The following is a 24,427-nucleotide window of genomic DNA, read 5'->3' as shown; positions in this document are numbered from 1 at the left end:
GCAAAACCGATAGTTTATCAAATTGTATTTAGACTAAAAGGAAGTTTTCTGATTCGCTTGCCTGTTAGATCATAGATCGCATTAGTAAGGGCAGGGGTGAAGGCAGGCAGACCTGGTTCACCAACGCCACCCGCATCCGCATCGTTTTCCATGATGTGCACTTCTATAGGAGGAATATCGTTTATGCGCGGCATGTTATAGGCATAAAAATTCCGTTGTTGTGTCATTCCGTCTTTAAAGATTATCTCATGCATAGTGGCTGCACCTAACGCCATTACAATACTTCCTTCCGCCTGGGCTTTGATGGTATCAGGATTTACATACCAGCCACAATCTATCACCGCCCAGACATGGTCAATTTTTATTTTTCCATCAGTTTGTTTTGATACTTTCACTACCTGTCCAACCGTACTGGCAAAGCACTCCGTGATAGCCACTCCGTAGCCTTCATTTTTCTTCCTTTTTTTCCAGCCAGATACTTCTTCTATTTTGTCTATTTGACGATGTAAACGTTCGTCTTTCAGATATTGTCTTCTGAAATCAAGCGGATCTTTACCTGCTGCAATGGCTAATTCATCCATGAAGCTTTCATAGGCAAACCCGTTGGTGGAAGCATATACGGAACGCCACCACATCGTGGGTATAGGCGTTTCAAACAGAACTTCTGCAAAACTTATATTCTTAATCGTATCAAAATATGGTTTTAAAAAACCTTCCGATGTGCTGCGATTAGCTTTAGTCTTATCACCACCTCTCCAGTGATCATTATTTTGTCCGGCCATTCTTACTTTAAATGCATTGATCTCACCATTGGTGACAACTCCTTCACAGCGGTAAGATATCCCCGGACGATAAGGTCCCTGCGTCATATCATCTTCACGGGTCCAAACAACTTGCACGGGTGCACCAATCTCTTTAGAAATAACAGATGCTTCATGCGGATAATCCATAAACGCTTTTCTTCCAAAACCTCCACCCAAAAATGTCAGATTTACGATCACACTTTCTCTCGGTAACCCCATCTCTTTGCTGATATAATCCTGAACCCACTCGGGTGCTTGTATCGGTCCCCATATTTCCAGTTTATCTCCCTGCCAATGAGCAACGCAATTCAAAGGTTCCATGCAACTGTGCGATTGATAGGGAGTTTGATAAACTACATCAATTTTCTTTTGAGCTTGTTGTAAGATGTTGTCGGGATCTCCCGCTTTACGAAAAGAAAGACCTTCTTTTGTTTTCAGCTCTTCTTCCTGCCGTTTGAAAATCTCTGCTGTACTCAAATGTTCAAAGCCGCTATCGTCCCATTCTACTTTCAATGCCTTCTTTCCCTGTATAGCGGCCCAGGTTGAATCAGCTACAACAGCCACACCCTCACGATAAGTACTGAATACTCCCATTCTTACTTTGAAAACATTTTTTACACCGGGTATTTTTCGTGCGGCACTATCATCAAAGCTTTTTACTTTTCCACGCAATCGTGGATTTCGCTCTACTGCCGCATAAAGCATTCCGGGTATTTTTTTATCCAAACCAAATATGGCTGTGCCGCTTGTTTTCAAAGCTGTGTCTTGCCGGTTAAGCGGCTTACCGATGAGTTTATATTCCGAGCGGGCTTTGAGCTTAACAGTCTTTGGTGCTTCCAGTTTGGATGCATCCACAACAAGCTCACCGTAATGAAACTTTTTTCCTGATGGCCGGTGTATAACATGTCCCGCTTCTGCATAACATTCGGTTTTGGATACGTTCCATTTGTTACTTGCTGCTTCTATCAGCATTTCTCTTGCTGTTGCTCCGAGGTTCAGTAAATTTTTATAGGAACCGCGAACACTCGAACTGCCTCCTGTTATTTGATTGCCATATTTTTTATTGTCCCCCTGAGCAAAAACAATATTTATCTCGTTTAAATTCACTTCCAGTTCTTCGGCAATGATCTGTGGCAGGGACTGGTAAACGCCTTGTCCCATTTCGGCACGATGACTGAAAAGGGTGACCTTTCCCGAGGTATCAATATGTATCCACGCATTCAATTCAACACTTGTGGCTTCGTCGGTACCGCTTAAAATTTTTGCCTCCCTGCTGTTTGCAGGAAAGTGAAAACCTAAACAAAGAGCCGTTCCGGTCAAGCCAGAAATCTTGATAAAATTTCTCCTGGATAACGTCTTTGGGTTTATATTGTGTGACATAGCTGAATATTGTTTTTGTTAGTGCAGGATTAATGTGGTAAAATGTTTTCAAAGATTTTCTTCATCTGTCAAAAAGTTATCTCGCTTTGGGAGCATAAGCACCTTTTTCGATCCAGGTGATCCATGCCTTTTTAAATTCCGCGTGACTCATCGGCGGAAGTGTACGGCCTTCACCGGGATTCCACGCAGCTAAAACCAAACCATCGTCTGCATGTTCAATTAGCTGTTCCTTTGTTTTGTGACCATTTTGTTTTGGATCCATTAATTGTTTGGCCAACTGGTGAGCTGTTCTGCCCTGGAAAACCATTTTCATATCAGCCGGTGGTAAATGCCAGTTTGGGTTACCGGGAGGTGTGTTTAATCCTGCTGTATTCGTTGGTTGATGACAGTTCGAACATTTCATTGCATAGACACCTTTGCCGTCTTTGCCTCTTTTTGGAAACATTGTATGCAAATGATTATCGTCTCCCTGTAGTGGTACATCTCCCGAAGGGTGACAGTTCATACAACGCGGACTCATCAATACTTTATACACCTGCATAAAGGCCTTTACTGATTCAACACTGTCCTTGTTGATGTAGTGATATTTTCCATCATTGCCTGTAAAATCATTCTTGTTCTTAAATGCCGAAGTCATTACTGCAACAACTGAAAGAATTATCGCCATGACAGTAATTGTTTTCACAGGAAAAAAATGCCCTGCCTTAAATGCCGAATGCTGTTTCATAAAATGAAATGAGTTTAACAGTATCAAATTTTGTATTCAAAAAACCGCTGCTTGTTACTGCACAAGATTGAAAAAACTGGTACCTGCATCCCGGTTACACTATTTAAAAACCTTTTCGCTGCTTCTCCGCTGCTAAATGAATGGCCTTACGAATGCGTGGGTAAGTGCCGCAGCGGCAAATATTACCTGCCATGGCATCATCAATATCCTGGTCGGTAGGATTCGGATTCTCCCTGAGAAGAACGGCTGCTGACATCAATTGTCCTGAGTGACAATAGCCGCATTGCGGTACATCAATTTCCTGCCACGCTTTTTGTAACGGATGGTCATTCTTTTCCGATAAGCCTTCAATCGTCGTCACTTTTTTCCCTTCGGCACGGCTGACTTTAGTAATGCAGGAACGAACAGCTTCTCCATCCAGGTGCACGACACAGGCGCCACATTGTGCTACGCCGCAGCCATACTTCGTTCCGGTAAGGCCGATGAAATCTCTTAACGCCCATAGTAACGGCATGTCAGGACTTACATCCACCTGGTATGTTTTCTGATTTACATTTAGTGAGATCATACGTTAGTGACACATTAGAAGTGAGAAAATATTTTTGGCCTTCCTGGTCTGAATCAGGAGAACTTTTATGTTACAGCAAAAACAGTGCATCTTTCAAAGGTATTTTAGTTCTACCGCAGGTTTTTTATGAATTTCAAACCATTTATTACGTTTTTCAAACAATCGCCGATTCGTTAACTTAAAAAACCGGACTAGCATCGTTCAGCTATTGTTCAATTCGGTGGGTAACTTATGAATTCGTTTACCGGTTGCTGAGCCGGGATGATTCGGCTATTTCAACCTACCTGCGACACGAATTATAGAAATTTTATTTCTGCGCATTCCGTTGCTATTGATGCCGTGTTTATGCTATCCAATGGTCATGAAGTATTTTTCTAGAAACCCACTATTTGATTTTCTTAACTTTGCTTCATGCAAAACAAGAATGTGCGTTCTATTTCGGAGTTCAATAATGAACTAAAGCTAAAGGGATTTAAAGTGTTCCAAATTGAAAGCGATGGTAGCGCAACCCGCATTTACAGCAGGAAGGATTTTTATAAGATTTGCCTCACTACGGGCAAAAGCATCATTCACTATGCCGACAGAAGTTTTGAGGCGGAGGGCACTGTTTTATTTTTTGGTAATCCCCATATCCCTTATTCCTGGGAGACCATTTCGAGAAGCTATGTAGGCTACACCGTTCTTTTTTCTGAAGACTTTTTAAAATTATCTGACCGCTCCGAAAGCCTGCAACAGTCACCTTTTTTTAAGATTGGCGGCACGCCCATTTTAAATATATCGGAAAAGCAACGGGAGTTTTTAAATAGCATTTTCCAAAAAATGATTGATGAACAACAAACCGAATATACTTATAAAGACGACCTCATACGCAACTACATTAATTTGATTATTCACGAAGCCCTGAAACTGCAGCCTTCTGAAAACTATGACACACATAAAAAAGCCTCTTCAAGAATCACTTCTGTTTTCCTCGAACTATTAGAAAGGCAATTTCCGATTGAAAGCACAGACCGTCCGCTTCAATTAAAGACTGCGCAGGATTATGCAAAGTCATTATCTATACATGTTAATCATTTAAATCGTTCAGTTAAGGAAATCACCGGCAAATCAACTACTACGCATATTGCTGAAAGAATCATAGCCGAAGCAAAGGCATTATTGCTTCATACTGACCTGGCTATTGCTGAAATTGCTTACGCACTTGGTTTTGAATATCCTACTTACTTTAATAACTATTTCAAGCGAATGACCGGAGCAGCCCCTTCATCCCTGCGGGCTGAAATTGTTTGAAATTCTTAAGCATTGGTTTGATAGTCTTTACCATACAGGGTAGGGGCTAAAATACCTTTGTGGTATGTTATCAAATTCAACGACAGTGGACAGGTGGGAAAGCAAAAATGTCTTCAACCAGAACGATCGGGACATTTTTGACAGAATGAAGGCCGGAGAGTTATTCCGGTTAGATGATCCGGAATATCCCAAGGTGCTTGAAATAGTTAACCGTACAATAAAATTATCTGCTGAACTCAATACTTCTACCGATGTTAATCAAATAAGGGAACGGTTGAGTGAAATAACAGGTACTCAGATTGATGAGAGTACAACTGTGTTTGCTCCGTTCTACACTAATTTTGGCCGCTTTATTCAAATAGGCAAAAACGTTTTTATTAACCATGCCTGCACCTGTCTTGATATGGGTGGAATAACCATCGAGGATGATGTACATATTGGACCCAAGGTTAATCTCATCACCGAAAATCATCCATTAGATCCTGCCAATCGAAAAGCACTTATTTGTAAGTCAATAGTTATTAAACGAAATGCATGGATTGGTGCAGGAGCTACTATACTGGCTGGAGTAACTATTGGTGAAAATGCTGTTGTAGCTGCCGGTGCAGTTGTTGCAAATGATGTTCCGGCAAATACGGTTGTGGTTGGTATTCCTGCTAAAGTTATTAAGCAAATTGATTAATCATAAATTTTGAAAACATGAAATGAGCCATAAAATTTTCGAGGTATTATACCAATCACCGATGAAAATTTTATGGTGAACCTGTCTGCCGATAGGCAAGATTCCATGTGACCAAAAAACAAAAAATATACACATGAAAAGAATAGCAGTTTTTACGATGTTGTGTCTAATGATGATGGGACAGGCAAATTCACAAACAATGCAAAAAGAAAAAAGCAAAACGATGAAACAAACAGAACAAACAGATTACTATACATTTCAATTAAGTGATAAAGTAAGCCGACAAAAAGTAAGTTTTAAAAACCGGTATGGAATAACTCTTACAGGCGATTTATATCTACCTAAAAATCGTAGCAGCGAACCTTTGGCCGCAATTGCCATTAGCGGCCCGTTTGGTGCAGTAAAAGAACAATCTTCGGGGCTATATGCTAACACAATGGCAGAACGTGGCTTTGTTACACTTGCATTCGACCCATCTTATACAGGTGAAAGTGGAGGCGAACCACGTAATGTAGCATCGCCCGACATTAATACGGAAGATTTTAGTGCAGCAGTTGACTATCTCGGATTACAACCATCTGTAAACAGGAACCGGATTGGCATCATTGGTATTTGTGGTTTTGGTGGCATGGCGTTGAATGCCACAGCAATTGACAAACGTGTGAAGGCCGTTGCAACCACCAGCATGTATGACATGTCACGGGTTATGGCGAAAGGTTATTATGATAGACTCACTATTGAACAACGCACTCAGATGCTGGAGCAGATGAGCCAGCAACGTTGGAAAGATGCAGAGAAGGAAACACCAACAGCTGGCCTACGTATTTTACCTGAAAAGTTGGAAGGCAACGAACCTCAATTTGTAAAAGATTATTTCGACTATTATAGAACCCCGCGTGGCTTTCATAAAAATTCACCAAACTCAAACGGTGCATGGACTGCAACCAATGCTTTGTCGTTTATGAATATGCCGCTCTTAACATACATCAAAGAAATCTCACCCCGGCCCATGCTTTTAATAGCAGGTGAAAATGCCCATTCACGTTATTTCACCGAGGATGCTTACAAAGCCGCAGCCGAGCCAAAAGAGTCAATGATTATTCCGAATGCCGTTCATGTTGATTTGTATGACAAAACAGAATTAATTCCCTTTGATAAATTAACTTCCTTTTTCACTCAAAACTTGAAATAAGTTAGTATCAATGTTGTTGTCTGTTGGATTGGTTAGAACTGTTGTAAACTGTTAACTAAATATTTTTATGAAACAATTACTCTGGCTTGTTTTCTGTGCATTCTCTCTTTTTACCATTTGTGCTTCTTGTGATAAAGATAGTACAGTACCCGGCGTCGAAAACAACAGTAGCAACAACTCAAATCCAACCGGAAGCAAAATGAAAATAAAAATTGGAAACAAGACGTTCACGGCAACGCTGTATGACAATGCCACAACAAACGTATTCAAATCAATGCTGCCGATGACTGTCAATATGGTGGAGCTAAATGGAAACGAGAAGTATGTTGATTTATCCAGGGATATCCCGACAAACGCTTCTAATCCGGGAACTATACAAGCTGGCGATTTGATGTTGTACGGCTCTAACACTTTAGTGCTTTTCTATAAAGCATTTTCCACATCGTATAGTTATACAAGGCTGGGACGTATTGCTGATGTTACAGGGCTTGCCGATGCTGTCGGGTCGGGAAATGTTACTGTTACTTTCGTATTGGAAAATAAATAATGGCAGCTAGAAAAATTGTTCTTTAATAAAGTGTATAAGCTCAAACAAGTGCAATGGCGAGAATATTTATCACCGGCTCGGCAGATGGACTGGGGCACCTGGCAGCAAAGGCAATGATTAACCTTGACCACCAGGTTGTTCTTCATGCACGCAATGAAGAGAGGGGGAAACAAGCATTAGATAAAGCGCCGGGTGCAGCCGGTGTACTGACAGCTGACCTTTCCAGTATTGAGGAAACAAAAGCATTGGCGTCAAAAGCCAATGCTTTAGGGAAGTTCGATGCGGTGATTCACAATGCCGGAGTTTACCAGGTTTCAAAGAATAGCATAGGTGCAGAAGGTTTGCCGGTATTATTTGCGGTAAACAGTCTTGCGCCTTATATCCTCACCTGTTTAATGCAAAAACCTAAACGGCTTATTTATCTAAGTTCAGATATGCATCTTCAGGGCAACCCTAACCTTGATAGTTTATCTGCGGGTAAATACAATCGTGTAACCTACTCCGACACGAAGCTTCACGATGTGATCCTTACTATGGCCGTAGCACGTAAATGGGCAGATGTATATGCCAATGCAGTTGACCCCGGTTGGGTACCTACAAAAATGGGCGGTGCAAGTGCACCTGACAATCTTGAAGGAGGATTTCAAACGCAGGTATGGCTTGCTGTGAGCAACCACCCTGAAGCCAAAGTAAGCGGGTGCTATTTCCACCATAAAAGGCAGGCTCATTATCTGCCGGCGGCTAATGATGCAGCTGTACAGGAGAAATTCCTTGCCTTGTGTGAAAAGATTACACGAGTAGGTTTCGTCTGAAGTCAGGTAGTTGATAAACAAAGAAGCTCGTTAACGGTATGTCATTGATGCAGCACCGATTTAATAACAAGTACATCTTATGCCTTCTTTGCAGGCAGATATCCACAACAGTCAGGACGCCATTTTATCCAGCTTCTTTAATGCCTAACTTCGCAATCTGGCAATTGAAAAATTACATATCGACCATTTCCTGGAGTTGGGAAAAAAGTTTCCTGTCCTCGATGTTCGTTCGCCGGGAGAATATAATCATGCACATATACCCGGTGCTTATAATCTCCCCCTGTTTAGTGATGAGGAAAGAAAAATAGTAGGTACTGCCTACAAGCAACAAAGCAGGGAAGCAGCTATCAAATTGGGTCTCGATTTCTTCGGCTCTAAAATGCGGCCCATGGTTGAGTATGTTGAATCATTGACTGCTTCGCTGTCAGCGGCTCCCGGGCCAAAACCCGTATTGGTGCATTGCTGGCGGGGTGGTATGCGCAGCGCTGGTGTTGCCTGGTTATTGGATTTGTACGGATTCAAAGTGTATACACTCACGGGTGGTTATAAAGCTTATCGCCACTGGATAATCGAAACATTTTCTTTTCCTTTTTCTTTCCATATACTCGGTGGTTATACCGGCTCGGGTAAAACCTATGTGCTGGATGAACTGAAGAAGAAAGGAACCAGCATTATCAATTTGGAGAAACTGGCTTGTCATAAAGGTTCGGCCTTTGGTAATATCGGGATGCCTAAACAGCCCACACAGGAAATGTTTGAAAACCTGTTGGGCCATGAATTAAGAGCTTGTATAGAAAGCGATGTGGCATCGAATGGTAACGGCCAATTTCATACTGCGTCGTTATCGATGGACCAGCAGGATCATATTTGGCTGGAAGATGAAAGTCAGCGGATCGGCGACCTTAATATTCCGCATACATTATGGAACAGCATGTCGCAATCACCGCTTCTTTTTATTACCATTCCTTTTGAAGAGCGGCTGAAGCATATAGTAGAGGAATACGGACAACTGGACCTGGAGAAAATGAACAATGCTATAACGCGGATCAAAAAAAGGCTGGGCGGGCTGGAAACGAAAACCGCCCTGCAAAGCCTGGCCGCAGGGGACATTGAATCCTGCTTCCGCATTTTGCTGAAGTACTACGATAAATTATATAACAAAGCGTTGGACAAACGCAATCAATCGAAGGCGCCGCTGACCAACCTGGATTGCCGCACTGTCAATGCTCCGTTGATTGCGGATAAGATAACAACGCATGAATTGCTGGTAAAATGATGACAACAGAAGAAATAGTGAAGCTTACCCAATACTCACATGGAGCAGGCTGTGGATGCAAACTCTCACCAAAAGTGCTGGAAGAAATATTATCCGGCAGCATGGCTTTACCCGATAATAAAAATTTATTGGTCGGCAATCATAGTAAAGATGATGCCGCGGTGTATGATATGGGTAATGGAACAGCGTTAATATCCACTACTGATTTTTTTATGCCGGTGGTGGATGACCCGTTTGAATTCGGACGGATAGCGGCCGCGAATGCCATTAGCGATGTATATGCCATGGGTGGCACGCCACTGCTGGCGATAGCTATCCTGGGCTGGCCCGTCAATAAGCTGTCGCCGCATATTGCCAAACAAGTGATTGAAGGTGGAAAAAGTATTTGCGCCGAAGCGGGTATTCCCCTTGCCGGCGGGCATAGTATTGATTCGCCGGAACCGATTTTCGGCCTGGCAGTAAACGGAATCGTTGCTACCAGCCACATCAAACAAAACAATACCGCAAAAGCAGGTGATTCATTTTATCTCACCAAACCATTGGGCGTTGGCATTTTAACTACGGCTGAAAAAAAGGGATTACTAAAACAAGAACATCTCGGCGTTGCCGCCAAACAAATGATGCAATTAAATAAACCAGGAGAGGCGCTGGGAAAGATAAAAGGCGTAACGGCTATGACCGATGTAACGGGTTTTGGCTTGTTGGGCCACTTGACCGAAATGGCCGAGGGAAGTAACTTAACGGCCGTCATTCCTGATGCCAGCATGGTTCCGCTTATCAATAGCGATCTTGAGTATTATATAGGTCATCAATGTGTGCCCGGTGGCACCAAACGCAATTGGGATAGTTATGGGCATAAGATTGCCATCAATGCCAATGCGGCAAAAAGCGAAATCATAAAAAGTATTTTGGCCGATCCGCAAACTAGTGGCGGGTTGTTGATTGCCGCTGATCCAAAAGCTGCCAATGAAGTGGAATCATTGCTGAAAGAATATGACCTGGCAAAACATCTTGTCCCGATTGGATATTTTAAGGAGAGGGAAGCGGTGTGTGTTTTGGTGGGTGATGTTGAATGCTGAGGGATTCCGAAAAAAATGAAATATTTTGTGTACTTCAATTAACAAGAGTGATAAAAAAAGTGATAGCGAAAAGACTTGGTATAAACTTGCTACTGACATTTGTGTTAAGTAGTTTTTTGACATTTCTGTCTATTCAAATTTATTATTCAAAAGAAGCAGGTAGTTTAGAAGGTAATCAAGGAATTGCTATAATGACACTTGCTGGTATTTTTTGGACTTTTGTTTTGACACTTTGTTCTTTGACCGTATTTTTTAATCTTAACGACAAAGTAAGACAGAACAAATTTATTAGTTCCCTGACTTTTTTTCTTGTTCCTATCTTAATTGCGACAATTGTCTTTATCACAAGTGATTTCCAAGATATGTGGCAATCATTTTTTCTAATGACACTTTCATTCATAGTGACACAAGTTTATTTTTTTATAAAATTTAGCAAGACCAACTTCGACGACAGCTAGGATGCCTGATGATAGGACGTTTTTCCTATTTCATTCTGTATCTTCTCAATAACCCATAAACAGGTTCAACAAGCAAAAGAGGATTGGCCTCAGGCTCTATCCCAAAATTTACATGTCCCTTTTTACAAGGAATCAGTAAAACAAAAAAATTACCATAACGGATAATAAAATATTCAAGACCGCCACAGTCTATATTACCCCGCTGCGAAGCAAGTTTGAGTAATGTCGGGTTGACCAGGATCTCTTCATATTTATCTGACTCATTGGAGCTGACATGCGTGATATCGCTACGCTGTTTCATGACAAGGCCGTCATCGTCGTATACAGCTATGTACCGGATGTGTTCGGATATTTCGAACGATTCGTTGATCAATTGGTCCTTATCGTTCATGTTTTTTTGTAAAGTTGGCATGTTTCTATTTGGTGAACAAAAACATGACCGGCTGTTATCCAACATAAGTCATTACTGGTACATCTCCAGCTTCAACCTTGTTTCTTCCAGGTCCAGTTCCTTTTCGATCTTTCGCAGTATTTCATCACTTGATTTGCCTTCCCGGTGCAATCGCTCTACCGTTTTTCTTTCCACGGCTATCATATCAATCTGTAGTTGCGTGTACTCATTAAAAACATTTGCGCCTAATGTTTTTCCATCGCCAAAATAATTGGCGGGAAGATCGGTGCGTTGCAGCCGGTTGTATTTTACTTCGTATTTGCTTTTGATATTGTTAAGTAAAGTGTCCTGTACCCGGGAAAGATTTTCTTCGATATGCGTGATGGTCTCCGTGACTACGTGATTGCGAACCTCGTATTCCTCTGCCTCCATGGAATGTTTTGGCAACTTTAGTTTTTTAATGATCCAGGGCAATGTAAAACCCAATAGTACCAGGGTGGATACGATCACACAAAAGGTAAGGTAAATGATAAGGTTACGGTAGGGAAAAGGAGAGTTGTTGGATAGCGTTAATGGCAGCGCCAATGCAGCCGCCATGGATACCACGCCACGCATGCCCGCCCAGCTAAATACTACAATATTGCGTGGGTCAATCTTATCCCTTATCATTCTGCGCCGCAAAGCCGGCACGGCAACGCGGGGCAGTATCCATACAAACCTGACAAGTATGACAACGAGGCTAATAACCACGCCATATAACGCCAATGTACCGGCGGGATAATCGTCAATGCCCTGGATAACGCTGCGCAACTGGAGGCCAAGCAAAATAAAGATGAGACTATTTAAAATAAAGATAACAACCTCCCAAACAGAATAGGCCATGATCCGGCTTTCGTGGCTGAATATGTGGCCGGAATGATAGGAGAGATACAGTCCTGTAGTGACTACAGCGATGACACCGGAAAAATGAAAGTGCTCCGCCAGCAGGTAAGAAGCGAATGGTGTAAGAAAAGTAAGGGTGACTTCAATAACCGCATTGCAAACAAATTTCTTGTGAATAAAATAAAGCAGGTAACCGATGGCAAGACCAATGGCAACACCGGCTGCTACGACTAAAAGAAAATTGAGCCCTGCCTGCCACAACACAAAGTTGCCCGCCATAACAGCCGCCAGCGCATATTTGTAAGCGATCAGCCCACTGGCATCGTTTACCAGGCTTTCGCCTTCCAATACGGTAATCAGCCTGGGATGAAGTCCCAATCCTTTCGTAACAGAAGTGGCGGCTACCGCGTCGGGCGGCGATACAATGGCGCCGATCAAAAAAGCCAGCGGCCAGCTCAACCCGGGAATGAGCAGGTGTGCGGCCACAGCCACCAGCAACGTAGTTAACAGTACAAGCCCAACTGCAGCCCTTGCAATCGGGCTTATTGCAGCTTTAAAATTGTGCCAGCTCGTATTCCAGGCGGCGGCATATAAAATGGGAGGCAAGAAAATGACAAAGACAATTTCAGGATTAAGAGAAATAACCGGCAAACCCGGTATAAGACTAATGGCGATGCCGGATAATACCAATACAATGGGGAAAGGGAAATTGTACCGGAAGCTTAAAAGACCCAGAAAAGTGATACCAAATAAAAGCAATATAATAAGGCTGACATTTTCCATAGCATAAAAATAAGTGTTTGAAAGCTATGTCTGCCGGGAGGGGTGCATTCTAAATTGTCGCCATGCAAACAGGGAAAATATAGCTACAGGGATTACACAAAGAAGGCACTGGGCACACAGAGAAACACTTCGTGGCCCCTGTGTAAATCTCAGTGAGCTTCATGGTTAATAAAATAAGTGCGACTATTTCGGTAGGTTAAATTTTCGGAACACTATATCCTTTACCATTGGCTCAAAAGGAATTTGAAATGATTGGAGCGTACCTTTCTTATCAAATTTGAATACGACATCTCCAACGCCATTCGGAAAAATTCCTTCTTCCCACCAGTAGTGACTGGAAAAGCGATGTCCGCCTTTCGGGATCAATAAAAGTTTCAGGCTATAATAAGTTAACAAAAGCGCTTTTTTATAGTGTTCGATCTTTATTTCTCCATAGCCGGCGTTACCAAATAGCCCGGTATATTTTTCAATTGAAAAGAGCGGCCTGGTGCTGATTGTATCAACATTTACCAATACAGGTTTTGCTGTGTTGCCTTCATACTTTTTTCGGGCTGCGATAAAAGCGGAATTTTTATCACGAACGGGAAGATTAAATACTAAATCCGCAACGAAACCCGGAACAAGACTTATCAGTGGGGAATTATTCTGGTTAGTAAGCACCACTATTCCCAGGCTATCGTAAGGGAAAAAACTGATACTGGAAGAAAAGCCGTCTATATTTCCGTTATGATGGGCCTTGTAATGCCCCCGGTAGGAAGACAAAAACCAGCACAAACCCATATTGGTAAAATGCTCATCAGGATATTGATCATTTATTCCGCTATGAACCACGAAATGCGATTCAATAGATTTTTTTACAAAATCCCGGCTGAGCACCTGTTTGTTTTTATACTTTCCCCCGTTGATCCACATTTGCAACCAATGCCCCAGGTCAGCGGCAGTTGAATTAACGGAGCCTGCTCCGAGCAGATCATCCATCTGGTTCGTGGTTTTTAACCGGAAGGAATCGTTGAATTCATAGGTGAGTGCTGCATTTGTATAATTATTATTTCGTGAGGCGTAGTTGCTATACGTATTATTCATTTCCAGCGGCTGAAATATTTTTTTACCGGCAAGATCATTCCACGTTGTGTTATATAATTTACCGCTTAACACACTTAATGCGAAGAACATAAAATTGCTGTACTGAAATTGCGTCCGCAAAGGAGCAAATGGCTCCTGGTGTTTTATTCTTTTTAAGTACACTTCTTTCGGGAAGTTGGTATTAAATGTCCATGCCCAATCGTGTCCTGCTGATCCTGTACTATGACTGAGCATATCTTCAGCTGTTACCTGCATGGTCAATTGGTCAGTGTAAAGTTGAAACTCCGGGAAATATTGATGCACCGGTTTATTCAATTGAATTTTGCCATCCTTTTCAGCAATTCCCATAAGAGCCGCCGTAAAAGTTTTGGAACAGGATGCTATCGGGAAAACCGTGTTTTCATTCACGGATAATTTATTCCTATAATCCCGGTAGCCATATCCTTTTGCCAACAGCACTGAATCTTTCTTTACAATGCCGATGGCGAGACCCATGAGATGCCAGTCGTTCATGGCTTTGGTGATAAAGCTATCCAGTTTTTCTGTTTGAGATGGTGTTAATTGACAAAACGGGTGAGTGGAAATGATGATCATTCCTGCCAGCGAAAGAAGAAACCGGTTCATTGTTTTGGTTTAAAGGCGGACAGAAGTTACAACAAATTCCCAGGAAGACGCCTGTTTGGGCTAATTCTTATTTTGAGGTGCCGGATAAAATTTTCGTAAGACCTAGCCAGTATCGAAACTTTGTTCTCTTTGCGTATTTTCCTGGCCTTGGTAAAAAGATTTAACCGCAAAGAACACAAAGGTTTTTCGCAAAGATCCGCTAAGCAACTATAGGCAGTTGACCACTCTTTTAATTCTTTGTTTCAGTTGCTTTAGATTTTTTCTTCTCTTTCCACAGCGATGGTGCATTCGCCAATTAAGGCAGCCAGTGCACCCACCGCAGCCAGCACCGGAGCTAATACCGCACCGACAACACCTACCGTAAGTGGAAAGGACATGATCTCTTTGTCGTTTTTATCGTGAATGGTGATTTTTCTCACATTGCCTTCCTCGATCAGTTCTTTTATTTTCTTCAGTAACTGTTCGCCCTTTAACGTAAAGGTTTCTTTAAATGTGGATGACATAGTTAGCCGATTTTTTTAGTTATTAAAGTTATGTTTTTACTATCGGTGAAGGCTGAGCCAAATCAGGAAGGCAGTAAAGTTTAATCAGCTTTTTATTACAATCGGTATGATAAACCTAAAGGACTATACATCTTCCTCTTTGAATGATAAAAGTAAATCCCGGATATTCGCCTTTACCTTCCTGTATTGGATGCCTGCTCGTTCCAGCATCAGCCTGGAAGCCCTTGCAGTGTCAGTGTCAGCATATTTATCGGAAAGATAGATCACTTCGATAATGCCTGATTGAATAATTGCCTTTGAACATTCATTGCAGGGAAAGAGAGCAGTATAAATCCGGCAGCCTTTTAAATCCATGCCGATATTATTCAGAATAGCATTTAGTTCTGCATGACAGACATACGGATATTTGGTGTCCAGAAAATCACCCCGTTTTTCCCAGGGAAATTCATCGTCATCACAGCCAATGGGCAGGCCGTTATAGCCTGCTCCTACAATTTTATTTTTATCATTGACAATGCAGGCGCCAACCTGGGTATTGGGATCTTTGCTTCGCTTGGCTGACAGAAGGGCCACACCCATAAAATACTCATCCCACGAAATATAATCTTGTCTTTTTTTCACAATGATAATAGAAGTTTTATTAAATATTGTTTTGCAGTAATCAAATAATCACGGCAGTCAAAAGTATAAAATGAAGTACATTTAACGACGCCATTTTTTTGCATCTTAAATTTTTGCCATGAAAAGTTTAATCCTGCTTTTTGCAATATTCTCCCTTGTTTCCTGCGTGGCTCAATCCCCGGTTGATAACAAGCAAAAAGAAGTTGTGTTTAAAGGGGTGAACATTATCCCGATGGATAAGAATGAAGTAGTGAAAAATCGTGATGTTGTTGTAAAGGATGGGGTGATAACTGCCATTAACCTGTCTGGCAAATCGGTCTACAGTAAGGATGCAGTAGTTGTGGATGCTAAAGGAAAATATTTACTACCCGGCCTCGCAGAAATGCACGCCCATGTACCACCGGTTGATGATTTGACGGCAATGAAAGACGTATTGATGCTGTTTGCATTGAAAGGAGTAACCACTATCAGGGGGATGCTGGGTCATCCGCGACACCTGGAATTAAGAGCCAAACTTCAGAGTGGCGAAATAATTGGGCCGCGATTTATTACGTCGGGCCCTTCTTTTAACGGCAACAGTGTGAAAACACCGGGAGCGGCATCAGCGATGGTAAGAGAGCAAAAGCAAGCGGGCTATGATTTTTTAAAATTGCATCCCGGTCTTACGAAAGAAAACTTTGCCGCCCTGGCAGCGACGGCCAAAGAAGTGAATATCCCTTTTGCAGGACATGTTTCATTTGACGTAGGCGTATGGCGTGCCATCGATGCGGGTTATGCTACCATCGACCATCTTGACGGATTCGTGGAGAGCCTTGTGCCGGGAATAGAAAACGTGAAAGCAGAGGAAACGGGTTTGTTTGGACTTTTTATTGCTGATAAAGTGGATGAAACGGGAATTCAAAAACTTACTGACTCCTTGCGCAATCATCATATTTGGGTAGTGCCGACACAGGCATTGGCAGAACGCTGGTTTCATCCAACCCGTGATGCCGATGCACTGGCTAAGGAAGAAGAAATGAAATACATGGATGCCGGCACTCTAAAAAACTGGGTTACGACAAAAAAGAATTTACTCAATAATCCCAATTACAATCCTGCAACTGCGAGCCGCCTGATCGACGTGAGAAGGAAACTGATAGCTGCCTGTAATAAAAGCGGTGTCGGCCTGTTGCTTGGCTCCGATGCACCACAGGTTTTTGATGTACCCGGATTTTCGGTCCATCATGAACTGAGATACCTGGTTGATGCAGGTCTTACACCTTATGAGGCGCTGAAAACAGGAACGGTAAACGTCGGTAAATTTTTAGGCCGTGATGATCTTGGCGTGATTAAAGCAGGAGCGGTGGCTGACCTGTTGTTGCTAAATGATAATCCACTGGAGAATATTGATCATTCAAAAAATATTGAAGGAGTGATGATGGGGACTCTTTGGATGAATAAAGAATATATCAAAGCAGAATTAAAAAAACTGGAGAAAAATAAATAATACCTCTATTCAATCAATTTTTATGAAATGAGCCATGATCCGCCGCGGCGGATCACCAACCGGGATGATTATTTGACGAACCTGTCTGCCGACAGGCAAGATTCCATATGGCCAAAAACCAATAACAAATAAACATATGAAAAAAATATCTCTTCTTTTTGCTGGCCTTTTTCTATTGCAACAATTGTGCTGGTCACAAACACGTAAGGATGGCCGTGAGTTTTACCAGCTTACTATTTATCACTATACAAAGGACGACCAGGAAAAGAAACTAGATGCCTATCTCGAAAATGCATTGTTGCCTGCCTTACACCGGATGAAGATTAAACAGGTCGGAGTCTTTAAAGCTATCAGCAATGATACATCAACCGCTAAGTCGTTGTATGTTTTGTTGCCATTGTCCTCGCTTGATATGATCGGTAAGATTGAAACCGGCTTACAAGCTGATAAAGACTACCAGGCAAAAGGCAGTGAGTACATCAATGCGGTATACACTGATCCTTTTTTTACAAGAATGGAAACAATTCTTGCCAAAGCATTCCCATGGGCGCCGCAACTGCAATTGCCCCAACTGAAAGCGGCTAAAAAAGACCGGGTTTATGAATTGAGAAGTTATGAGAGTGCATCGGAGAAAATATTTAAAAATAAAGTGCAGATGTTTAATGAAGGCGGGGAGATTGCTTTGTTCAAGAGACTAGGCTTTAACGCTATTTTTTACAGTGAAGTAATAGCCGGAAGTAAAATGCCAAATCTCATGTATATGACAAGCTTTGAAAATATGGCGGACAGGGATGCGCACTGGAAAAGCTTTTCAAATGATGCTGAATGGAAGAAAATTTCTTCGATGCCAGAGTATCAACATAATGTATCGCATATCGACATTATATTTTTGCGGCCCGCTGAATATTCTGATCTGTAACAAGGAATACAAAAAGTACGGACTGTTAATTATCAGCATCCCTGATCGCAGGCCGTCCGTCTTCTTTTCGTAAGCTGTATTTCATCTTAAATCTGGAAAGATCGGGTTTGTATGTTCTTGCTCGTTTCAGCTCATATTGATAAATAGCTTGTCCTACTTTGTACAAAAAGGGCCAGCCGATAGTTTCATAGTCATATTTGTCATCGTTCAAAATGCCATCGCTATTGACATAGATAGTGACAGCCAGCATAAATTCCACTTTGTTTTTAAAATCGGCTACATAGGATACATCCGTCAGGCAACCATAGGCCCATCCCACCTTGTTAAAAACCCGGACATGTGCCGGCATGCTATGCTGAGGTGAGCGAAAGAAAAATTTTACATAGCTGTCATAATATTGGCTGGTATCATACTTAGGGTAATTTGTTTCAGATGGATATTGCGAAAGATACCGGTAAAGAAAATTAAGATCATCCCTGGTTAAGCGGAACCGTCGGGTAGCTGGTACTGATTCAGGAAATAGTACTGACTGCAGTAGCTGTTGCATATCTTCCAACGGGAGGTTGTTAGCCGTTGTAAAATCGATAGGCTCATTGATTAAACTATCCTGCGAATTATAATGTGCTTTTCCCATTTTGTAAATGCGGCTAAAGTCAAATGAATCTTTGTTTACCTGCATTCCTTGCCGGTAAATCACTCCATTATCCTTGTTGATAAAACGAATAGGATTGGTATGCCTGTTTTCGTTCGCATTCATGCGCATAAAACGGCGGGTGATACGGATGCCAGGATAGCCCATGTCATGCAATCGCCTGTTGATGGTTTGCTGTCCCACAAATTCATATAGGCGGTTATAAGCATCATTGTCACTAATCAGGAAAGCTTTTTTAATATAGTGGGCTATTGAGGGTAAATTGTTTTCTGCAGTGCTATCAGTGTATGCTTTTGTTTGCCTCGACCAGCCGCTGTCAAATTGCATGGCCGTGAATTTGTTTACGCCGGGAATTTTGATATCATTCAGCTTTTCCAAAGAAAGAAAAGCTAATGGCATTTTCACAACGGATGCCGGGTTGAAATAGCGTTCGGCATTGACATTGTAATAATAGTTTTTAAACGAAGGAATATTGTTTTTGTCCCTGTCTATACGGGTGTAAATTATTTGGTAGCGATACATTTCAGGATGGTTTAACACGGCTTCCAATAAACTATCGGACTGTGTCGCTAAAATCTTTTTTAAAAGAGCATCACTTTTCACCTGGGCAGGGGCAGTATGATTAAAGAAAAGGAAAAGAAGAAATAAAAAAAGATATCGCATCATGAAAAGTATCCGGGATTAGAAAGAATAAATATAATTATTCTGGTGAAGATCCATTCCTGGCAGAACGATTTGCTTCGGTAACTTTATCATTTAGTTTAAAAATGAAGGGTGCAGAAAGCCGCACATCATATGTATTTTGTGGCGTTGATTTGTCCGCCACCGCTGAATGAAAAAATTCTCCGGTATAAGATCTGGATGAGAGACCAGTTTGGTTGCATAGTAGCAATGAAATCACCCGCCCACATTACGTTGATTCCGCCTTTTTGGGTACCAGATGCAGAAGAGGAAAAGTTGTTGGATACACTCCAATCTTTTGCCAGTACCATGGATGAACTAACTATCCGGCTAAACGGCTTCTCGCATTTTAAAAAAAGAGTTTTGTTTGTGGATGTAAAAACCTTTCCGGAACTGGAGCAATTAAAGAAACGGGCAGAAGATCATTTTGCAAATTTTTTTCCAGCCATTAAAAAAGATACAAGGCCATTTCATCCACACATTACAATTGCCAACAGGGATATGAAACCTTCGCATTTTGAAAAGGCGTGGGAGCATTTTTCGAAAAAAGTCCACGATGAATTTTTTGTGGTGAATGAGATCACTCTTTTAAAGTTAGGGCCAGGCAGATGGGATGTCATTAGCGGAAAGACTTTCTAAGTTGTATCCCTTGTTTTTTTAGTTGAGAGTTATAGACAATCCTCCTGCATTTTGAAAATATTAACATGGAATGTCTCTGTAGTTATATGGAAAAGTTTTGCGAACGATTCTTAGTGTTCCAAACCAGCTACCATGGGACAAGCCTTATTGTTCTTTTTTGCCTTTATTGTTACGGGATGTAAAGGCAATGTTTCTGTTTGGAATAATCAACAAAGTAATTTTATAGCAGCATCGCCGTTTCCGGCAACTATAAATGATATTTTGCCGCCCGAAAATTTTAAACGGGTAACAGCGCCACGGGATTCATTCGGTGCATGGTTGCGGGATATTGCACTGAAAAAAGACAGGCATGTTTATTTATACAATGGAGCGTTGAAAAGAAATCAGCAGGCCCAGTTTGCCGTGTTGGACAAGCCGGTCGGCAAAAAGGATCTGCAACAATGTGCGGATGCAGTGATGCGTCTCAGGGCTGAATATTTATTTTCTTGCAAGCGATATGAAGAGATCATCTTTCGTGATAATAACAACACGGCCTATAGATGGAAGGGAGACTCGGATGTAAATGGGTTTGAACGCTATCTGCAGACTGTTTTTGGTATGTGTGGCACGGCATCCTTACAAAAACAATTGAAGCCTGTATCGGACCCGCATGATATTTACCCTGGAGATGTATTTATTAAAGGGGGTTTTCCCGGGCATGCGATGATTGTGGTAGATGTAGCCGCGAATGGTGAGGGAGAAAAAATATTTATGTTAGCCCAAAGTTATATGCCCGCGCAAGATATTCATATTGTAAAAAATCCGTTGGACAGTAAGCTAAGTCCCTGGTATCGGATCAATGGCCAAACTAAAGTAGTTACGCCTGAATGGACATTTGATTTGAGCCAACTGTATAGGTTTTAAGATGGCCATAAAAAAACCCGGAAATTTTCCGGGTTTTTTATGTCAAAACATGATTAAAAAATATAACGCAAGCCCAGCTGTATTCCCCAGGTACTAAATGTAGAAAAATCAGTTCTGTATACACTACCCGGACCGCCAGGGTTAAAGGTATATTTTGGTGTTGCCCTGTTGAAAGATTCGTTTCCTGTATTGTTGCTTGAAGTTCCTGAGGTTGGAAGACCTAATAACCCTTGGTCGCTAAAGCCGCCAAAATTATAAGAATATCTTGTGCCCCAACTATTGTCTAACAGGTTCAGGAAGTTCACAACATCAACAGTAAACTGGAACGTATGTTTCCTGTCCAACGCGTTGAAGGAAAAATCTTGTAAAACACGCAGATTTAGATCGTGAGTCCATGGGAGAGTAGCTCCATTTCTTTCCATTACCTGTCCTTTGTGCTTTCTCAGGTAAGGATCATTCTCAATAAAAGCAAAGAATGCATCTTTTTGTTCCTGAGCAGTGTAAACTTTGCTGCCGACTTTAAAGCCTTCTACAAAAGTAATTTGAGACGGATCAGCAGGAATATACATCAGGTCATTGGTTTGGCCATCACCATTAACATCACCGGCATACCGGAAATGATATCTTTCCTGTGAAGAAGCACTATAATACAATCCAACTGTTGTTGCCAGTTTGTTCTTCAGGTAATTAAACTTGTATGAGAAATTAGCAACAATCCTGTGCGGAACTGAGAAGTTAGAAAAACTTAGCTCGGGTTTGTTGGAGTTTTCGGCGATATTATTGGTTGAGTAACTACTGGCTGCACGGTCGCTCGTTCCGATATTAAGGTCTTGTGCAAAAGTATAGGTGTAAGCAATAAACCCTTCCCAGTTTTTGGAAAAAGCTTTTTGAAGTTGAGCTGTCAATGATGCACTAAAACCTTTGCTGACATTATCCATTACGATCATGGTACTGATATCATTATTCAGCCTGGTGTTAAAGTAAGGTCTGTTGTTGCCAGCATTATTCAAGACACCATTCTCTGTGCCAAGATTTGCATTTCTAAAATATACATTGTTAATCGACTTCGTGAAAATACCCTCAAGAGTTGCAGTATAATCGTTCCCCATCTTTTTATCAAAAGCAATATTGGTTCTCCAAACCTGTGGCATTTTAAAATCAGAAGCCGCAGCGCTATAGCCCGGTCTTCCTGAAGGAATAGCGGTGCCGGGTTGTGGAATCGTTATTTTGTTGATGTAGGCCGTTCTGTCCGGGTTGAATTTATAATCGGCCAATGCAGCGGCATCAGAAACCTGGTAGATGGATCTCAGCACTCCATTGTCTGCTACCTGGTTAACAAGCCAGATAAAAGGTATACGGCCGGTGAAAATACCGGTACCACCTCTTACAATCAGGTTCCGGTTGCCCTCAATGTCATACGTAAATCCAACTCGTGGGGAGAATAATAATTTTGACTTAGGCCATTTGCTTACATCAAAACTTTCATCGGCCCCATTTTCGTCTTTGAAAATAATTTTCTCCAAAGCTGGATTCCGCGGGGCATCATAAGTGTATAAAGGTTTATCGACCCGTAATCCATAAGTTAATTTAAACTTGCTATTAGTAGCCCATGCGTCCTGGAGATAAAAACCCAATTGTGCAAAATTGGCAGCGGCAGGAGGAATATTACCAGGGTCTTTTGTATCATAACTATATGTCAGGGCAAAAAAGCTGGGAGCTTCATTGTTTAAAAAACTTTGTAGTGATGAAAAGCGATAATAGCTGGGTCCTCCAAAATCTGAAAAGTAATTTTCGAATTTCAAATAATCATAGCTGGCGCCGGCAGTTAATGTATGCTGTCCGAGATTAAATGTAGCATTATTAGCGATGTTAAAAGCCTGGTCGTCTATCTTGTTTTCATAAGAGAAGAGGTCAGTGCCAAAAGAAGTATACACACTGGTGCCATTCATAATGTCCACAAAAGGAAACGCACTGTTCGGGACACGGATAGGCTGAGTACGTGTATACGAACCAATCAATTGGTTAGAAAATTTAGAAGTAAACGTTGAGTTCAATTCAGCGACTGCTGATTTTACTTTTGTATTATTTTTAAAGTTTGAGCTGGCAAAATTCAAACCACCTGTCGCACTACCACCTCTTCTGCTATTGCTAAAACGTGGATTAGGTCCGCTGTTCGAATTCACCCTGTCATCATCATCCGTTTCTGATTGGTTATATTTCAGGGTAAGGCGGTGCCTGTCATTAATATTCCAGTCAAGGCGGGTTACGAATTTTAAATTTTCTGTTGCAAAATCATAACCTTCATAAGCGCCGGGATCGAACTTGTAAGTGCTTTTCAAATAATTGGCAAGGTTATCCAGATCGCTTGCCAGGGCAGAAGTAGCATTGGGGTTGTTATCTGTAGGGCTTCTCTTAGCAACAGATGTTTGTCCTGGCAAAGTTCTTTTCTCCGTTTCGATATTAGCAAAAAAGAAAAGTTTGTTTTTAATGATAGGGCCACCCACACTTGCCCCAAATACTTTAGTCGACCTTTTTGCATTCGCAACTTCAACATCCCTTACTTTTTCTCCATTGAAGTTTTGATTTCTGTAAAATCCATAAACCGTACCCGCAAAGGTGTTGGTACCTCTCCGTGTAACAGCGTTAATTCCGGCGCCTACAAACCCTGCCTGCCTTACATCATACGGTGCTATATTTACCTGTATTTGGTCAAGGGCATCAATCGAAATTGGTGAGGCACCTCCACCAGGAATCTGACCGTCACCGGAACGTCCAAAGTTATTATTGAATAAGGCGCCATCGATAGTGATATTATTATACCGATAATTAGCTCCGGCAAAGCTATTACCATTTGCCTGGGGGGTTGACCTGGTAAGCCCTTCTATACTGCGGCCGATGTTCGGCGTGTTTTGTATTTGCCTTCTTGAAAAACTGGTAGAAGCCCCGGTTTTTTCTGTATTACCTCTCCTCGAAGCTGCCACCACTACTTCACTAAGCTGCTGCCCCGATCCGGCCAATGCAGCCTGCAAGTCATAGGTTTCTCCAAGGGGGATATAAATGTCGGATTTGCTGAATTCGGTGAAGCCGACATAACTTACTTTGATGTTGTAGGGACCGCCGGGAACTACGTTTTGAATATCAAAACGGCCCCCTGTACGGCTAACGGTACGGTAAACAGTGCCAGTAGGCTCATGGGTTGCTGTTACGGTTGCGCCGGCTAAACCTTCATTTTTATCGGTTTTTGCAAAACCACTAATACTACTGGAAGTTACCTGGGCCATAGTGACCGAGGTGGCTATTAGTGAAATAATAGCCATGAATAAGATTCTCTTAAGCATGATTGTTTGTTTGTTTTCTAGTTTGCAAAGAAAGGGAATAATAACATTCGGTCGTTAGGCAAATATTAACAAATTGCTATCCCCTTTTTGTTTAATCCCATGACTAGT

The 24,427-nt window shown here is 41.8% G+C and carries 21 protein-coding genes; 11 read left to right on the top strand and 10 right to left on the bottom strand.

Translation table 11 applies throughout. The features are described from left to right. Positions 1-17: 17 nt before the first annotated feature. The 3 genes from ACFEL9_RS09400 to ACFEL9_RS09390 all read right to left on the bottom strand — a co-directional run bounded on the left by ACFEL9_RS09400 (position 18) and on the right by ACFEL9_RS09390 (position 3,478). Positions 18-2,183 carry a xanthine dehydrogenase family protein molybdopterin-binding subunit gene (locus ACFEL9_RS09400; protein WP_385888826.1) on the bottom strand — a complete coding sequence of 722 codons (2,166 nt, stop codon included), beginning with the start codon at positions 2,181-2,183 and terminating at the stop codon, positions 18-20. Positions 2,184-2,259: 76 nt separating this feature from the next. Then, positions 2,260-2,910, bottom strand: coding sequence for a hypothetical protein (locus ACFEL9_RS09395; protein WP_385888825.1), 651 nt, complete (start codon positions 2,908-2,910; stop codon positions 2,260-2,262). A gap of 103 nt (positions 2,911-3,013) precedes the next feature. Next, complete coding sequence (locus ACFEL9_RS09390; protein WP_385888823.1) at positions 3,014-3,478, bottom strand: (2Fe-2S)-binding protein; 465 nt, start codon at positions 3,476-3,478, stop codon at positions 3,014-3,016. Between the two features lie 411 nt (positions 3,479-3,889). On the opposite strand from ACFEL9_RS09390, the gene ACFEL9_RS09385 reads away from it, so the two are divergent. The 7 genes from ACFEL9_RS09385 (at position 3,890) to selD (ending at position 10,356) form a co-directional block, all read left to right on the top strand. Continuing rightward, complete coding sequence (locus ACFEL9_RS09385) at positions 3,890-4,768, top strand: AraC family transcriptional regulator (protein ID WP_385888820.1); 879 nt, start codon at positions 3,890-3,892, stop codon at positions 4,766-4,768. Positions 4,769-4,832: 64 nt separating this feature from the next. After that, positions 4,833-5,450, top strand: a complete 618-nt coding sequence (locus ACFEL9_RS09380) for a DapH/DapD/GlmU-related protein (RefSeq protein WP_385888817.1) — start codon at positions 4,833-4,835, stop codon at positions 5,448-5,450. A gap of 133 nt (positions 5,451-5,583) precedes the next feature. Further along, positions 5,584-6,642, top strand: coding sequence for an alpha/beta hydrolase (locus ACFEL9_RS09375; RefSeq protein ID WP_385888815.1), 1,059 nt, complete (start codon positions 5,584-5,586; stop codon positions 6,640-6,642). A 67-nt stretch (positions 6,643-6,709) separates the two neighbouring features. Continuing rightward, on the top strand, positions 6,710-7,189 hold the full coding sequence (locus ACFEL9_RS09370) for a cyclophilin-like fold protein (RefSeq protein WP_385888813.1): 480 nt from the start codon (positions 6,710-6,712) through the stop codon (positions 7,187-7,189). Between the two features lie 53 nt (positions 7,190-7,242). Continuing rightward, a complete protein-coding gene (locus ACFEL9_RS09365; RefSeq protein ID WP_385888810.1) occupies positions 7,243-8,001 on the top strand; it encodes an SDR family NAD(P)-dependent oxidoreductase in 759 nt (252 codons plus the stop codon). A 196-nt stretch (positions 8,002-8,197) separates the two neighbouring features. Then, positions 8,198-9,277, top strand: a complete 1,080-nt coding sequence (gene mnmH / locus ACFEL9_RS09360) for a tRNA 2-selenouridine(34) synthase MnmH (protein WP_385888808.1) — start codon at positions 8,198-8,200, stop codon at positions 9,275-9,277. Then, positions 9,277-10,356, top strand: coding sequence for a selenide, water dikinase SelD (selD, locus tag ACFEL9_RS09355; RefSeq protein WP_385890048.1), 1,080 nt, complete (start codon positions 9,277-9,279; stop codon positions 10,354-10,356). Before mnmH ends, selD begins: the two co-directional genes overlap by 1 nt. Before the next feature lie 483 nt (positions 10,357-10,839). Here the strand turns inward: selD and ACFEL9_RS09350 are convergent, their stop codons facing one another. The 5 genes from ACFEL9_RS09350 to ACFEL9_RS09330 form a co-directional block, all read right to left on the bottom strand. After that, entirely contained in the window at positions 10,840-11,205 is a 366-nt protein-coding gene (locus ACFEL9_RS09350; RefSeq protein WP_385888806.1) for a hypothetical protein, read from the bottom strand. Between the two features lie 72 nt (positions 11,206-11,277). After that, positions 11,278-12,870, bottom strand: coding sequence for a Na+/H+ antiporter (locus ACFEL9_RS09345; protein ID WP_385888803.1), 1,593 nt, complete (start codon positions 12,868-12,870; stop codon positions 11,278-11,280). Positions 12,871-13,053: 183 nt separating this feature from the next. Further along, positions 13,054-14,577, bottom strand: coding sequence for a serine hydrolase (locus tag ACFEL9_RS09340; protein WP_385888801.1), 1,524 nt, complete (start codon positions 14,575-14,577; stop codon positions 13,054-13,056). Between the two features lie 251 nt (positions 14,578-14,828). Continuing rightward, on the bottom strand, positions 14,829-15,080 hold the full coding sequence (locus ACFEL9_RS09335) for a DUF4342 domain-containing protein (protein WP_385888798.1): 252 nt from the start codon (positions 15,078-15,080) through the stop codon (positions 14,829-14,831). A gap of 123 nt (positions 15,081-15,203) precedes the next feature. Continuing rightward, complete coding sequence (locus ACFEL9_RS09330; RefSeq protein WP_385888797.1) at positions 15,204-15,701, bottom strand: deoxycytidylate deaminase; 498 nt, start codon at positions 15,699-15,701, stop codon at positions 15,204-15,206. A 118-nt stretch (positions 15,702-15,819) separates the two neighbouring features. Between ACFEL9_RS09330 and ACFEL9_RS09325 the strand changes: the two genes are divergently transcribed. After that, a complete protein-coding gene (locus ACFEL9_RS09325) occupies positions 15,820-17,187 on the top strand; it encodes an amidohydrolase family protein (RefSeq protein ID WP_385888794.1) in 1,368 nt (455 codons plus the stop codon). Positions 17,188-17,323: 136 nt separating this feature from the next. Further along, complete coding sequence (locus ACFEL9_RS09320; protein WP_385888793.1) at positions 17,324-18,106, top strand: NIPSNAP family protein; 783 nt, start codon at positions 17,324-17,326, stop codon at positions 18,104-18,106. A gap of 25 nt (positions 18,107-18,131) precedes the next feature. Here ACFEL9_RS09320 and ACFEL9_RS09315 read toward each other — a convergent pair whose 3' ends face one another. Further along, a complete protein-coding gene (locus ACFEL9_RS09315; protein WP_385888791.1) occupies positions 18,132-19,424 on the bottom strand; it encodes a serine hydrolase in 1,293 nt (430 codons plus the stop codon). A 108-nt stretch (positions 19,425-19,532) separates the two neighbouring features. On the opposite strand from ACFEL9_RS09315, the gene ACFEL9_RS09310 reads away from it, so the two are divergent. After that, positions 19,533-20,078, top strand: coding sequence for a 2'-5' RNA ligase family protein (locus ACFEL9_RS09310; protein ID WP_385888788.1), 546 nt, complete (start codon positions 19,533-19,535; stop codon positions 20,076-20,078). A gap of 132 nt (positions 20,079-20,210) precedes the next feature. Next, positions 20,211-20,981: a DUF4846 domain-containing protein gene (locus tag ACFEL9_RS09305; RefSeq protein ID WP_385888787.1), complete on the top strand. Its 771-nt coding sequence runs from the start codon at positions 20,211-20,213 to the stop codon at positions 20,979-20,981. A 53-nt stretch (positions 20,982-21,034) separates the two neighbouring features. On the opposite strand, the gene ACFEL9_RS09300 is transcribed toward ACFEL9_RS09305, so the two are convergent. Next, positions 21,035-24,319 (bottom strand): TonB-dependent receptor, encoded by a 3,285-nt coding sequence (locus ACFEL9_RS09300; RefSeq protein WP_385888785.1) that lies wholly within the window; start codon positions 24,317-24,319, stop codon positions 21,035-21,037. Positions 24,320-24,427: the final 108 nt, after the last annotated feature.

The organism is Terrimonas alba (assembly GCF_042434975.1).
GTDB classification, from domain to species: domain Bacteria; phylum Bacteroidota; class Bacteroidia; order Chitinophagales; family Chitinophagaceae; genus Terrimonas_B; species Terrimonas_B alba.
The sequence above is the reverse complement of the archived record's forward strand: the minus strand, read 5'-3'. Positions and strand labels throughout refer to the sequence as shown.

Coding starts and splice junctions, on each gene's coding strand:
- selD (WP_385890048.1), top strand. CDS start 9,277: ATGACAACAGAAGAAATAGTGAAGCTTACCCAATACTCACATGGAGCA.
- ACFEL9_RS09335 (WP_385888798.1), bottom strand. CDS start 15,080: ATGTCATCCACATTTAAAGAAACCTTTACGTTAAAGGGCGAACAGTTA.
- ACFEL9_RS09325 (WP_385888794.1), top strand. CDS start 15,820: ATGAAAAGTTTAATCCTGCTTTTTGCAATATTCTCCCTTGTTTCCTGC.
- ACFEL9_RS09385 (WP_385888820.1), top strand. CDS start 3,890: ATGCAAAACAAGAATGTGCGTTCTATTTCGGAGTTCAATAATGAACTA.
- ACFEL9_RS09370 (WP_385888813.1), top strand. CDS start 6,710: ATGAAACAATTACTCTGGCTTGTTTTCTGTGCATTCTCTCTTTTTACC.
- ACFEL9_RS09305 (WP_385888787.1), top strand. CDS start 20,211: ATGGGACAAGCCTTATTGTTCTTTTTTGCCTTTATTGTTACGGGATGT.
- ACFEL9_RS09400 (WP_385888826.1), bottom strand. CDS start 2,183: ATGTCACACAATATAAACCCAAAGACGTTATCCAGGAGAAATTTTATC.
- ACFEL9_RS09365 (WP_385888810.1), top strand. CDS start 7,243: ATGGCGAGAATATTTATCACCGGCTCGGCAGATGGACTGGGGCACCTG.
- ACFEL9_RS09340 (WP_385888801.1), bottom strand. CDS start 14,577: ATGAACCGGTTTCTTCTTTCGCTGGCAGGAATGATCATCATTTCCACT.
- ACFEL9_RS09380 (WP_385888817.1), top strand. CDS start 4,833: ATGTTATCAAATTCAACGACAGTGGACAGGTGGGAAAGCAAAAATGTC.
- ACFEL9_RS09345 (WP_385888803.1), bottom strand. CDS start 12,870: ATGGAAAATGTCAGCCTTATTATATTGCTTTTATTTGGTATCACTTTT.
- ACFEL9_RS09395 (WP_385888825.1), bottom strand. CDS start 2,910: ATGAAACAGCATTCGGCATTTAAGGCAGGGCATTTTTTTCCTGTGAAA.
- ACFEL9_RS09375 (WP_385888815.1), top strand. CDS start 5,584: ATGAAAAGAATAGCAGTTTTTACGATGTTGTGTCTAATGATGATGGGA.
- ACFEL9_RS09350 (WP_385888806.1), bottom strand. CDS start 11,205: ATGAACGATAAGGACCAATTGATCAACGAATCGTTCGAAATATCCGAA.
- ACFEL9_RS09315 (WP_385888791.1), bottom strand. CDS start 19,424: ATGATGCGATATCTTTTTTTATTTCTTCTTTTCCTTTTCTTTAATCAT.
- ACFEL9_RS09390 (WP_385888823.1), bottom strand. CDS start 3,478: ATGATCTCACTAAATGTAAATCAGAAAACATACCAGGTGGATGTAAGT.
- ACFEL9_RS09320 (WP_385888793.1), top strand. CDS start 17,324: ATGAAAAAAATATCTCTTCTTTTTGCTGGCCTTTTTCTATTGCAACAA.
- ACFEL9_RS09300 (WP_385888785.1), bottom strand. CDS start 24,319: ATGCTTAAGAGAATCTTATTCATGGCTATTATTTCACTAATAGCCACC.